We start from the raw sequence: 12300 nt of genomic DNA on the forward strand, positions 1-12300 counted from the left end.
GCATTGCAGCATCTACAGAGTGTGGCGCTTGACACGTTGCTGTCACAGGACGCATTTATCGGGCCAATTGCCCTTATCCGCAACGCCTAAAATCTCACCATCCCATGAGTCCTACTCATACCCCCTAGGTCACATCTATGCGCCGCCTGTGCCCCACCATCTCTGAGCTGAACGCCTTTCATTCCGCCGCCAAGCACCAGGCCTTCACCATGGCCGCGCGCGAGCTGTGCGTGACGCAAAGCGCCATCAGCCGCCACATTGCGGCGCTGGAGGACTACCTGGGCCAGAAGCTGTTCATCCGCAAAGCCACCGGGCTGGAGCTGACCGAGGCGGGGGCCACCTACCTCAACGCCACCCGCCCGGCCATGGCCGCGCTGGAATCCGCCACGGCACAGCTCATGTCTTACGGGGGCGATGGCGGCTCGCTCAACCTGTCGGTGCCGCCCACGTTTGCTGCGCAGTGGCTGTTTCCGCGCCTGGGCCACTTCAAGCGCACGCTGCCGCAGGTGTCGCTGAACTTTGTGCGTTACCAGCACGCGCACGACTTTGCGACGCCGCACGAGTTCGACGCTGCCATCCAGTACGGCTACGGCAACTGGCCCAGCGCCAATGCGCGCTACCTGATTGGCAAGGAAACCAGCATCGTGTGCAGCCCGCAACTGCAGGCCGCCCTGCCCCTGAACACCCCGCAAGACCTGATGCGCGCCACGCTGCTGCAGCACATTGAGGTGCCTTTGGCCTGGCAGGACTGGATGGAAGCCCACGGCCTGGACACCAGCGCCAGCCGGTTCGGACCGGGCTTCAATCTGTATTCACTCATCATCCGCGCAGCGGTTTCAGGCTTTGGCGTTGGCATCGTGCCCACCTGCCTGGTGGAAGACGAATTGCAGGCAGGCACTCTGGTAGAGCCCCTGAAAGACCGCTTTGACAGCCCGCTCGGCTACTACCTGTGCGCGCCCACGGCACGCACCAATTTGTCGGTGTACCGGCTGGTGGCGGGGTGGCTGGAACACTGCTGCAACCATGCCGAGGGCGCCGCGGCGCCAGCCGCCACGCCCTGCATTTTCTGCAACCCCCAGGCCTCTGCAGCGGGCTAGGGCCTGTTCACACTATTTTTGCCAGTGCGAAGGCCTCCACTCGCGGGTCTGCCTCAGGCGAACAACCCTTTGTACTGATCCCGCAGCAGGTTCTTTTGCACCTTGCCCATGGTGTTGCGCGGCAGCTCAGACACCACAAAACACTTCTTGGGGATCTTGAAGTTGGCCAACTGCGACTTGAGCTGGGCCACGATGGCATCGGCGTCCAGGCGGGCACCGGGCTTGGCAATGACCACGGCCACGCCCACTTCGCCAAAGTCAGGGTGTGGCACGCCGACCAGGGCGCTTTCGGCCACGCCGGGCATGTCGTTGATGTAGCCCTCGATCTCTGCGGGGTAGACGTTGTAGCCGCCGCTGATGATCAGGTCTTTGCTGCGGCCCACGATGTGCACGTAGCCGCGCTCGTCCACCTTGCCCACGTCGCCGGTCTTGAAGTAGCCATCCTTCGTGAACTCTTCGGCGGTCTTTTCGGGCATGCGCCAGTAGCCCTTGAACACGTTGGGGCCCTTGACCTGGATGCCGCCGATCTCGCCCATGGGCAGGTCTTTGCCATCATCGCCCTGCACGCGCAGGCTCACACCCGGCAGAGGAAAGCCCACGGTGCCGCCACGGCGTTCGTCCTGGCCCTTGTAGCGCTGGTCGGCGCTGTAGGGGTTGCTGGTGAGCATGATGGTTTCGCTCATGCCGTAGCGCTCCAGGATGGTGTGGCCGGTGCGTTGCTGCCATTCCTTGAAGGTTTCGATGAGCAGCGGTGCAGAGCCTGCGATGAACAGGCGCATGTTCTTGACGGCCTGTTTGTTCAAGCCAGCCTCGGCCAGCATGCGCACGTACAGTGTGGGCACGCCCATGAAAACGGTGGCGCGGGGCATGGCGGCGATGACGGCCTTGGGGTCGAACTTGGCCATCCAGATCATCTTGCTGCCGTTGATGAGCGCGCCATGGATGGCGACGAACAGGCCGTGCACGTGGAAGATGGGCAGCGCGTGGATGAGCACGTCCCCCTTCTTCCAGCCCCAGTAGTCCTTGAGCATGACGGCATTGCTGAGCATGTTGCCGTGCGTGAGCATGGCGCCCTTGCTGCGGCCCGTGGTGCCGCTGGTGTACAGGATGGCGGCCAGGTCGTCGGCACTGCGGGACACGGTCTGGTGCTCGTCGCCGTGGTGCGCTGCACGCTCCAGCAGGCTGCCGGTACGGTCGTCACCCAGGGTGAAGACATGCTGCGTGCCCAGGGTGAAGGCAATCTTGCTGACCCAGCCAAAGTTGCCGGGCGAGCACACCACCACGGCCGGCTCGGCGTTGCCGATGAAGTATTCGATCTCGGCGCTTTGGTAGGCGGTGTTGAGCGGCAAAAAGACGTAGCCCGCACGCAGCGTGGCCAGGTACAGCGCCATGGCTTCGACCGACTTTTCGACCTGCACGGCCACGCGGCTGCCTTCGGGCAGCTTGAGCGACGCAAGCAGGTTGGCGATGCGGGCGCTGGCGCGGTCCAGATCGCGCCAGGTGTAGAACAGCGGGGTGCCGTCTGCCGCCGTGGTTTCGACGGCAGTGCTGTCCAGGTCGGACGGAAAAGCGGCGCGCAGGGCGCTGAAGAGGTTGTATTGGCTCATGGCTCAGACTTCAATGGGCTGGGTGGCTGGGTTGAGAGGTTGGGACTGACTGAATGGGAGAAAGCGGGGACGGAGGCGCCGGTCAGAACACCGGCGCGCGCTTGTCCAGAAAGGCAGAGATCCCTTCGCGGTGCTCGGCGCTGGCGGCGTAGGCATAGGGGTCGGCAGGGCCATTTACTATGTTTTCAATAGCAGACAAGGCATGATTCTGTAGCGCTACAGGCGCTTTCAGCGCCCGAAACGTCTGTTTGTTCATGCGGGCGGCCTGGGGCGCCAGCGCGGCAATGCGCTGGGCACTGCCCAGGGCTTCGGTGGCCACCATGTCGTCGGCCACCACGCGGCTCAAAAAGCCGCGTGCCAGCATGTCGGGGGCGCTGAAGGTGGCGGCCTCCAGCAGCATCTGGCGTGCGGTCACGTCGCCCACTGCACCCGCCACCAGCTGCGCCTCGCGCGGGGCCATCGGAAAGCCCAGCTTGGCAATCGGCGCGCCAAAACGCGCGCCATTGCCCGCCACCCGGATGTCGCAGCAGCTGGCAATCTCCACGCCGGCGCCCATGCAGGCGCCGCTGATCTGGGCCACGATGGGCACGTCGCACTGGAGCATGGCATTGAGCCCGCCCCACACGTCGTTTTCATGAAAGTCGCGCAGCGCGGCCGCGTCAAAACGGAAGCCGGGGTACTCTGAAATGTCTCCGCCCGCACAGAACGCCCCGCCCTCGCCCGCGATGAGCACACAGCGCGCATCGGCCGAGCGCTGCACGTCTTCAAACACCGCACGCAACTGCCGCCACATGGGCCGCGACATGGCATTCAGCCGCCCGGTGTGGCGCAGGGTGACATGCACCACCCCGCCCTCCCCAGCATTCATCAACACTTCACCCGACATCCTGGTATCCATTTCCTTCACATACCGCCCACGACCTTCTCACCCCGCCATGCCATCGCCAGCGCCACCGTGGAACTGGCTTTGCCAGGCCACGGATGGCGTTCTCCTTGGGGGTTAGTCCAGCTTTGCGCCAGACGCCTTCACCACCGCCGCCCAGCGCTTGACCTCACTGCTCACAAACGCGCCAAACTGCTGCTGCGTCATGCCGCCGTAGTCCGCGCCGTTGCTGGCCCACACGGCCTTGAGTTCATCGGCGGTGCCCAGGCGCTTGATCTCGTCCACGATGCGGGCCTGCACGTCGGCCGGTGTGCCTTTGGGTGCCCACAGGCCGTACCAGGTGGTCACGGTGTAGTCGGGCAGGCCCACTTCGGAGGCGCAGGGTACGTCGGGGAATGCGGGGTTGCGCTTGGCGCCGGACACCATCAGCGCCTTGATACGGCCGCTCTTGATGTGATTGGCTGACGAGCCCAGGCCGTCGAACATCATGTCCACGTTGCCGCCAATGAGATCCTGCAGCGCGGGGCCCGCGCCCCGGTAGGGGATGTGGGTGATGAAGGTGCCTGTCTGCTGCTTGAACAGCTCGCCCGCCAGATGGTGCGAGGTGCCTGCTCCGGCCGAACCGTAGTTGAGCTTGGCAGGGTTGCGCTTGATGTAGTCCAGAAACTGCTTGAAGTTGGTGGACGGCGTCTTGGGATTGACCACCAGCACCTGGGGCACGTTGGCCAGCAGCGCCAGGGGAATGAAGTCTTTCTCGATGTCGTAGTCGAGCTTGGGGTACATCGCAGGGGCAATCGCGTGGTGCACGGCGCCCATGAACAGCGTGTAGCCATCGGGCGCCGCCTTGGACGCAATGCTGGCACCCAGCGTGCCCCCGGCGCCACCCCGGTTGTCGATCACCAGCGTCTTGCCCGTGCTTTTGGAAAACTGCGCAGCCAGCGGCCGGGCAAACGCATCGGTGCCGCCACCGGCGGGGAACGGCACCACCACCGTCACGGGCTTGCTGGGCCAGGTGCTTTGGGCCCAGCTGTTGCTGCTGGCCAGGCCCAGGCCTGCAGCCGCCGCGCCGAGCAATACACCCCGGCGTTGGATTCGCAAATCAGTCATTCCTTGTCTCCTGTCGTTGTAAAAATACGCGGTCACTGGTCCGCCCGGCATCTTGCCGGTCGCCCCGTCAGTCGCGGCAAAGGCTGTCGATGTCCCCCGACACTGGCACCTTGCCCTGCGCAAGCAAGCTGCGATGCTTGTCGATGCGCTTCAAGTCGTACAGGTAGTTCACCATGAGCCCGTACGATTGTTTCTGCCCCTTGCTGGACGGGTCACCCGCCCAGTTCAGGCGCTCTACCCGCGCGCCGTTGCCCAGGTGGAAGCGGGCCACAGGGTCTGCCGGTTTGCCCTCTTGCAGCTCGCGGCCCAGATAGTACGCGGCGCATTCCAGCAGCATCTGGCGCACGGGGGATTTGGCGTCCAGCTCCAGCGCTTTGTCCACCGCCCCGAGCAAATGCGTGGCCTGCGGCGGCTCGAAGCCCACCGCGCGGCCCAGCTCGCTGCGGCGCTTGTCGTCCAGGCGGTCCAGCATGGCCCCTGCATGTTTGCCCAGCCAAGCGCGGAAACCCGGAATGGGCGACAGCGTGGCGAAGGTGCGCAGGCGCGGGAACTCGGCCGTGAGCGTTTCCACCACATGCTTGATGAGCGAGTCGCCAAAGCTCACGCCGCGCAGGCCTGTTTGCGTGTTGCTGATGGAATAGAAGATGGCCGTGGTGGCCCGTGTGATGTCCACGGGCGCAGCAGCCTCATCCAGCAGCGGCGTGATGCTGGCCGAGATCTTGTCCACCAGCGCCACCTCGACAAAGATCAGCGGCTCGTTGGGCAGGCGCGGGTGGAAGAAGCCATAGCAGCGGCGGTCGCTGTCCAGCCGGTTCTTCAGGTCGGCCCAGCTGCGGATGTCGTGCACGGCCTCGTACTTGATGAGCTTTTCGAGCAGCGAGGCGGGCGAGTCCCACGACAGCCGGCGCAGCTCCAGAAAGGCCACGTCGAACCAGGTCGAAAACAGGTGCTCCAGCTCGGCATCGAGCGGCAGCAGGCGCTTGTCGGCCTTGAGCAGCGGCAGGATTTCTGCGCGCATGTCCACCAGAAAACGCATGCCCTCGGGGAACGCCGAAAACCGCTGCAGCAGCCGCGTGCGGGGCGATACCAGCGCACGGCGCAGGCTGATCTCAGCCTGCCCTTCTTCGGCCGTGCCCGCCGCCGCTTCGTAACGCTGGCGGGCCGACTTGAAGCGCGTGGCATCCGGTGCGAACTGCTCGCACATCAGCAGCCACATGTCGCGCCTTTCCTCGGGCTCGGCCTTCGCATACCAGTCGGCCACGGCCTGGGCGCGGCGGCCGCCTTCGATCTCGCTCACCTGGGGCGCCACCACCTCCTGCAGGTCGGCCAGCAGACGGCGCAATGCGCGGGGCGACAACGCCTCCTGGCCGCGCCGCAGGGTGGCCTGCAGACGCTCGTTGGTAGAACGCGGCACCGCGACCTTGGCGACCACATCGGTCACGGTTTTGTCGAGTGAGGCCTTGGCAGACTTGTCGGCGGTCTTGTCCCCCGCCTTGTCGGCGGCAGGCGCGGCAGTGCGCAGGCGTGACACGCTGCGGGTGATCCATTCGGGAGTGCTGTTGATCATGGGGTCAACCTCGATTGCTGGTTGCGGGCTACATCGCGCAGCGCATCGCGCTGGCGCAACAGATGGGTGCGCATTGCCTCCTCGGCCGCGTCGCAGTCGCGCGCCTTGAGCGCGGCAAACACGGCCAGATGCTCTGCCAGGCTTTGCTGCATGCGCCCGGGGGCATGCAGCGTCTTGTGGCGTGCCAGCCGCAGGATCTTGCGCAGGTCGCCAATCACCTGGGCCAGCCAGCGGTTGTCCGCCAGCGTGATGAAGGCCTCGTGGATGGCGTAGTTGGCTTCGTAGTAGTCGGTCATGCGCCCATCGGCCGCGCACTGTTGCAGGCGCTCGTGCAGCAGCTCCAGCGCGGCAATGTCGGCCGCCACGGCCTTGCGCGTGGCCTCGTGTGCGGCACGCCCCTCCAGCAAAGCGATGACGGGAAAGATGTTGTCCAGATCGCTCTCGGTGACCTCGGCCACAAAACAACCCCGGCGCGGCTCATGGCGCAGCAGCCCTTCGGCCACCAGCACCTTGAGCGCTTCGCGCAGCGGGGTGCGCGAGATCTCCAGCCGCTCGCACAAGGCAGCCTCGTCCAGAAAGCTGCCGGGCGGCAAGGCGCCCGCAAAAATCTGCTCCCGCAGCCGGGAGGCGACTTCGTCGTGCAGTGAATTCGGGACAGGACGCATGTACAACAAGGCTCCAGGGCACCAACCCGCGAGGCATCGGCTGTCAGCGGCAGAAACACGGTGCAGGCCGAATGCCTGCAACACATCACTAACAGCTGACAACAGAGGCGATTGCCTCGCCATGTGTGTAATTTCTCATAATTACGCAAAATGACAAGGTGTAAACCCTGATTTGCAGACTTTGGTTACACAAAAGACGGCGACTGCGGTGGTTGCGCAACGCTGCGTGCCAAATAGCAGCAAGGGTGGCGAACTTTGCTGCTGGTCCCAAGGCACCGTCATTGGGTGATCAGCCCCGGGCCAGATGAGCGGCCGAGGGCGCAACACCCGCTGCGCCCTCCGCACGGTCGCCCTGCCCTCGCGCCCCTCCCCCGCTTCACTCCACGCCCGCAAAACCTTCCACCAAGTGGTCGATCCACACCCGCAGCTTGGCCGGCAGAAACCGGTGGGACGGGTACAGCACCCAGGCCGTGCCCGCGTACGAGGTCTTGTGCTCCCAGTCGGGCAACACGGTCACCAGGTCACCCCGCGCCAACGCAGCGCGCGCAGTAAAGCCCGGCAGGCTGGCAATACCCAGGTGGCTCAGCGCGGCCTCCAGCCGCACCTCACTGTGGTTGGCCACATAGCGCCCGCGCACAGCCACCGTGGCGGATTCGCCTGCGCGCTCGAAGCGCCAGTGCCGGTCGCGCTCGTCCTCGCCCAGGGTGATGCAGGCGTGGTGCTCCAGGTCGCGCGGGTGCTGGGGGTGGCCCCGCTCAGCCAGGTAATGCGGGCTGGCGCAGGTCAGGTGGCGCAGGGTCGCCAGCGGCCGCCCGGCCAGGCCCGGGGGTGGCGTGTCGGTCACGCGCAGGGCCAGGTCGATGGGTTCCTCGAACAGGTCCACCGTGCGGTCGGTGATGAGCAGTTGCACATCGACCTCGGGGTATTTCTGCAAAAACGGCAGCACCAGGGGGTGAACGAGTTGGCGCCCCACCGCCTTGGCCATGCTCATGCGCACCATCCCCGATGGCGCGGCAGAGTGGGTGTCGCTCAGCGCCCACACCTCGCGCGCGGCAGACACCATGTCCTGGCAGCGGCTGTAGACCGCCGTGCCCGCATCGGTCAGCCGCAGCTTGCGGGTGGTGCGCTCCAGCAGGCGCACGCGCAGCGCCCCTTCCAGGCGAGCCACCTGGCGGCTGACCGCCGACGGGGTGATGCCCAGCTGCCGCGCGGCGGCCGAGAAGCTGCCCGCATCCACCACACGCGCAAACACCGCCATGTCGGGGAGGCTGTCCAGGGGTTGATTGATGTGCATGGGGAACAAGTGCAGTTCTTTGACGGCGATTATCAATGCATGGACGCAAATTGATAATTTCCCCAGCCCATCGTCGCCACGCGCGGCGCCCCCCTGCCTCCCCCCCAATCTGCGTCCCATGTCACACACCCTGCCCCTGTCCGCCCCTTCCCCGCTGGCCCCGCGCCTTTCTGACCTGGCCTTGTTGCTGGTCGCCGTGGTGTGGGGCACCAGCTATGGCGTGGCCAAGGGGGCCCTGGTGTTCTACCCGGTGCTGGGTTTTTTGGCCGTGCGCTTCCTCCTGACCTTTGTGGTGCTGCTCCCGGCCCTGCTGCGCGCCACTGCGCCCGAGCGGCGCGATGCGTTGGTGGCCGGCCTGCCGCTGGGTGGGCTGATGCTGAGCATCTTTCTGTGCGAGACCTTTGGCCTGGCGCTCACGCAGGCCAGCAATGCAGCGTTTTTGATCAGCCTGTGCGTGGTGTTCACACCGTTTGCCGAGTGGTGGCTGCTGCGCCAGCGGCCCGAGCGTACGATGTTTGGTTTTGCCGCCGTCTCGCTGCTCGGCGCAGCCCTGCTCAGCGGGGGGTACACCGGCCAATGGGGTTGGGGCGACGCCCTGATGCTGGCGGCCGCCGTGCTGCGTGCCATCACCGTGTGCCAGACCACGCGGCTCACCCGTCGCCGCAACGCACCCGTGCTGGCCCTCACGGCGGTGCAGTCGGGCGTGATCGGGGTGGGCTGCCTGCTGCTGGCGCTGGCTTTGCCGGGCAAGCTGCCCCCGCTGCCGTCGCTCACCCAAGCCAGCGCTTTCTGGTGGGCCTGCGTCTACCTGGTGGCGGGCTGCACGGTGTTTGCCTTTGTGGCCCAGAACTGGGCACTGCGCCACAGCTCGCCCACGCGGGTGGGATTGCTGACCAGCAGCGAGCCCGCCTTTGGCGCACTGTTTGCGGTGTTCTGGCTGGGCGAGCAGCTCAGCGTCACGGGCTGGGTGGGCGGTGCGCTCATCGTGGGGGCCGCCCTGTGGACGATGGCGCGGCGGGGTGATGCGCGGCATTGACCGCCTGCTTACCCGCCACTCGATCCAATCACTACCAATTTGATAGCTGCTCGGGCATGAAACACCGGCGCTATCGCCCGTTTTACCTTGAAACCAACGCCCCCACCGGCTGCCGCTGCGCCCAGAGCCACATCGCTGCGCCACCCACAATCATGGGCACACACAGCCACTGTCCCATGCTCATGCCCAGCGACAGGATGCCCAGGAAGGCGTCGGGCTCGCGGAAGTATTCGGCAATGAAGCGGAACACGCCGTAGCCGAACAGGAAGGCGGCCGCCACCTGGCCAGGGCGACGCTCCTTGCGGGCATACAGCCACAGCAGGATGAACAGCAGCAATCCTTCCATCAGGAACTGGTAGACCTGCGACGGATGGCGCGGCTGCATGGAGCCGCTGTGCGCAAACACCATGCCCCAGGGCAGGTCGGGGCTGGCAAAGCGGCCCCACAGTTCGCCGTTGATGAAGTTGCCCACACGCCCTGCCGCCAACCCCGTGGGCACGCAGGGCGCCACAAAGTCGGCCACCTGCAGCCAGGGGCGCTGACGCGAATGGGCAAACCACAGCATCGAAACCACCACCCCCAGCAGCCCGCCATGGAAGGCCATGCCGCCCTGCCACACGGCAAAAATCTCCAGCGGGTGGCTCAGGTAGTAGCCCGGCTTGTAGAACAGGCAGTAGCCCAGCCGCCCGCCAATGACCACGCCAGCTACCCCCAGAAAGAGGATGTCTTCCACATCCTTGCGCGTCCAGGCACCAGGCCCCGTGATGGAGGCAAAGGGCGGGTGCCGCAGGCGCCGGATGCCCAGCAACATGAACAGGCCAAAGGCCGCAAGATAGGTCAGGCCATACCAGTGCACAGCCAGTGGGCCGATCTGCAGGGCGACGGGGTCGATGTGGGGATAGGTCAACATGGTGGCGGGTATTGTGCCCGCGCTGGCGATGACCCCGCACGCAGGGTCGCCTGCCCCGGGCAGGACCACCGGGCGACCGCAGCCGCGCCAGGGCGATCCGCTGGAGCTATACGCCACGTTTCTGAGAAAAAAGCCGAGCAAGCGCTAGTCCGTCATGCGCCGACAGCTATCAAAAGTGGAGCAAAAACAAAAAAGCCGCGCCCTCCAGGCGCGGCTTCGGTACGGCGGCAGGGCTATTGGCCCTGCAAAGCAGCTCGTCAGTCGTCCAGCAGCGACAAATCGCGCACGGCGCCCTTGTCGGCAGACATCACCAGCTTGGCATAGGCCTTGAGCGCGGCCGACACCTTGCGTGGGCGTGGCTGCGCAGGCTTCCAGCCCTTGGCGTTCTGCGCTTCGCGGCGGCGGGCCAGCTCTTCATCGCTCACCAGCACGTTGATCGTGCGGTTGGGGATGTCGATGCGGATGCGGTCACCGTTCTGCACCAGTCCGATGGCACCGCCCGCAGCGGCTTCCGGCGAGCAGTGGCCAATCGACAGGCCCGACGTGCCGCCCGAGAAGCGGCCGTCCGTCAGCAGCGCGCAGGCCTTGCCCAGGCCCTTGGACTTGATGTAGCTGGTGGGGTAGAGCATTTCCTGCATGCCGGGGCCGCCCTTGGGGCCCTCATAGCGCACGATGACCACGTCACCGGCCTTGACCTTGTCGGCCAGGATGTTGGCCACGGCTTCGTCCTGCGACTCGGTCACGTGGGCCGTGCCCTCGAACACCAGAATGCTTTCGTCCACACCGGCCGACTTGACCACACAGCCGTCCACCGCGATGTTGCCGGTCAGCACGGCCAGGCCGCCCTCTTTGCTGAAAGCGTGGTCGTACGAGCGGATGCAGCCCTCGGCGCGGTCCAGGTCCAGGCTGGGCCAGCGCGTGTTCTGGCTGAACGCCACCTGGGTGGGGATGCCTGCGGGGCCCGCCATGTAGAAGGTGCGCACGGCGTCGTCCTGCGTGCGCACGATGTCCCACTGGTCCAGCGCCTCCTTCAGCGTGGCGGTGTGCACGGTGGGCACATCGGTGTGCAGCTTGCCCGCACGGTCCAGCTCGCCCAGGATGGCCATGATGCCGCCGGCGCGGTGCACGTCTTCGATGTGGTACTTGTTGGTGTTGGGCGCCACCTTGCACAGCTGCGGCACCACGCGCGAGAGGCGGTCGATGTCGGCCATGGTGAAGGGGATCTCGGCCTCTTTGGCAATCGCCAGCAGGTGCAGGATGGTGTTGGTGGAGCCGCCCATGGCGATGTCCAGCGTCATGGCGTTTTCAAACGCCTTGAAGCCCACCGAGCGGGGCAGCACACGTTCGTCGTCCTGCTCGTAGTACTGCTTGGCCAGGTCCACGATACGGCGACCTGCGCGCTTGAAGAGCTGTTCGCGATCGGCGTGGGTGGCCACCACCGTGCCATTGCCGGGCAGCGACAGGCCCAGCGCCTCAGTCAGGCAGTTCATGGAGTTGGCGGTGAACATGCCCGAGCACGAACCGCAGGTGGGGCAGGCCGAGCGCTCGACCTCGGCCACATCGGCGTCGGAGTAGTTGGTGTCGGCGGCAATCACCATCGCGTCCACCAGGTCGAGCTTCTTGAACTCCATGACCTTGGTGACCGGGTTGGCCAAGCGGGTCTTGCCCGCTTCCATGGGGCCACCCGAGACGAAGATCACCGGGATGTTCAGGCGCATGGCGGCCATCAGCATGCCGGGGGTGATCTTGTCGCAGTTGGAGATGCAGACCATGGCGTCGGCGCAGTGCGCGTTGACCATGTACTCGACCGAGTCGGCAATGATGTCGCGGCTGGGCAGCGAATACAGCATGCCGTCGTGGCCCATGGCAATGCCGTCGTCCACGGCAATGGTGTTGAACTCCTTGGCCACGCCGCCCGCGGCTTCGATCTCGCGGGCCACCAGCTGGCCCAGGTCCTTCAGGTGCACGTGGCCGGGCACGAACTGGGTGAACGAATTGACCACCGCGATGATCGGCTTGCTGAAGTCATCGTCTTTCATGCCGGTGGCGCGCCACAGGGAGCGCGCGCCTGCCATGTTGCGACCGGCGGTGGAGGTTTTGGAACGGTAGATGGGCATCGTGCTGGCTTCTGAAA

At 65.7% G+C, this 12300-nt stretch carries 10 protein-coding genes; 2 read left to right on the plus strand and 8 right to left on the minus strand.

What is annotated here, in order from left to right:
* Positions 1-137 precede the first annotated feature (137 nt).
* Positions 138-1097, plus strand: a complete 960-nt coding sequence (locus ASC83_RS15745) for a LysR substrate-binding domain-containing protein (protein WP_056064417.1) — start codon at positions 138-140, stop codon at positions 1095-1097.
* A gap of 53 nt (positions 1098-1150) precedes the next feature.
* Here ASC83_RS15745 and ASC83_RS15750 read toward each other — a convergent pair whose 3' ends face one another.
* The 6 genes from ASC83_RS15750 to ASC83_RS15775 form a co-directional block, all read right to left on the minus strand.
* Entirely contained in the window at positions 1151-2704 is a 1554-nt protein-coding gene (locus tag ASC83_RS15750) for a malonyl-CoA synthase (RefSeq protein WP_056064418.1), read from the minus strand.
* Positions 2705-2786: 82 nt separating this feature from the next.
* Positions 2787-3590, minus strand: a complete 804-nt coding sequence (locus ASC83_RS15755; RefSeq protein WP_056064421.1) for an enoyl-CoA hydratase/isomerase family protein — start codon at positions 3588-3590, stop codon at positions 2787-2789.
* Positions 3591-3704: 114 nt separating this feature from the next.
* Positions 3705-4694 carry a tripartite tricarboxylate transporter substrate binding protein gene (locus tag ASC83_RS15760; RefSeq protein WP_056064424.1) on the minus strand — a complete coding sequence of 330 codons (990 nt, stop codon included), beginning with the start codon at positions 4692-4694 and terminating at the stop codon, positions 3705-3707.
* Positions 4695-4761: 67 nt separating this feature from the next.
* Positions 4762-6261: a malonyl-CoA decarboxylase gene (locus ASC83_RS15765; RefSeq protein ID WP_082522477.1), complete on the minus strand. Its 1500-nt coding sequence runs from the start codon at positions 6259-6261 to the stop codon at positions 4762-4764.
* Entirely contained in the window at positions 6258-6926 is a 669-nt protein-coding gene (locus ASC83_RS15770; RefSeq protein WP_056064427.1) for a GntR family transcriptional regulator, read from the minus strand. The genes ASC83_RS15765 and ASC83_RS15770 overlap by 4 nt, the downstream gene beginning before the upstream one ends.
* Positions 6927-7302: 376 nt before the next feature.
* On the minus strand, positions 7303-8220 hold the full coding sequence (locus ASC83_RS15775) for a LysR family transcriptional regulator (RefSeq protein WP_056064430.1): 918 nt from the start codon (positions 8218-8220) through the stop codon (positions 7303-7305).
* 118 nt (positions 8221-8338) lie between these two features.
* Between ASC83_RS15775 and ASC83_RS15780 the strand changes: the two genes are divergently transcribed.
* Positions 8339-9256 carry a DMT family transporter gene (locus ASC83_RS15780; RefSeq protein ID WP_056064433.1) on the plus strand — a complete coding sequence of 306 codons (918 nt, stop codon included), beginning with the start codon at positions 8339-8341 and terminating at the stop codon, positions 9254-9256.
* An 82-nt stretch (positions 9257-9338) separates the two neighbouring features.
* Here the strand turns inward: ASC83_RS15780 and lgt are convergent, their stop codons facing one another.
* Both lgt and ilvD read right to left on the minus strand, forming a co-directional pair.
* Entirely contained in the window at positions 9339-10166 is an 828-nt protein-coding gene (gene lgt, locus ASC83_RS15785; protein WP_056064434.1) for a prolipoprotein diacylglyceryl transferase, read from the minus strand.
* Between the two features lie 257 nt (positions 10167-10423).
* Positions 10424-12283 carry a dihydroxy-acid dehydratase gene (gene ilvD, locus ASC83_RS15790; RefSeq protein WP_056064437.1) on the minus strand — a complete coding sequence of 620 codons (1860 nt, stop codon included), beginning with the start codon at positions 12281-12283 and terminating at the stop codon, positions 10424-10426.
* Positions 12284-12300: the final 17 nt, after the last annotated feature.

The sequence above is a fragment of the Acidovorax sp. Root402 genome (assembly GCF_001425125.1).
GTDB lineage: Bacteria > Pseudomonadota > Gammaproteobacteria > Burkholderiales > Burkholderiaceae_C > Acidovorax > Acidovorax delafieldii.

Excerpts from the sequence above, each read along its gene's own strand:
- ASC83_RS15745 (WP_056064417.1), top strand. The coding sequence starts at position 138 with ATGCGCCGCCTGTGCCCCACCATCTCTGAGCTGAACGCCTTTCATTCC.
- ASC83_RS15750 (WP_056064418.1), bottom strand. The coding sequence starts at position 2,704 with ATGAGCCAATACAACCTCTTCAGCGCCCTGCGCGCCGCTTTTCCGTCC.
- ASC83_RS15755 (WP_056064421.1), bottom strand. The coding sequence starts at position 3,590 with ATGTCGGGTGAAGTGTTGATGAATGCTGGGGAGGGCGGGGTGGTGCAT.
- ASC83_RS15760 (WP_056064424.1), bottom strand. The coding sequence starts at position 4,694 with ATGACTGATTTGCGAATCCAACGCCGGGGTGTATTGCTCGGCGCGGCG.
- ASC83_RS15765 (WP_082522477.1), bottom strand. The coding sequence starts at position 6,261 with ATGATCAACAGCACTCCCGAATGGATCACCCGCAGCGTGTCACGCCTG.
- ASC83_RS15770 (WP_056064427.1), bottom strand. The coding sequence starts at position 6,926 with ATGCGTCCTGTCCCGAATTCACTGCACGACGAAGTCGCCTCCCGGCTG.
- ASC83_RS15775 (WP_056064430.1), bottom strand. The coding sequence starts at position 8,220 with ATGCACATCAATCAACCCCTGGACAGCCTCCCCGACATGGCGGTGTTT.
- ASC83_RS15780 (WP_056064433.1), top strand. The coding sequence starts at position 8,339 with ATGTCACACACCCTGCCCCTGTCCGCCCCTTCCCCGCTGGCCCCGCGC.
- lgt (WP_056064434.1), bottom strand. The coding sequence starts at position 10,166 with ATGTTGACCTATCCCCACATCGACCCCGTCGCCCTGCAGATCGGCCCA.
- ilvD (WP_056064437.1), bottom strand. The coding sequence starts at position 12,283 with ATGCCCATCTACCGTTCCAAAACCTCCACCGCCGGTCGCAACATGGCA.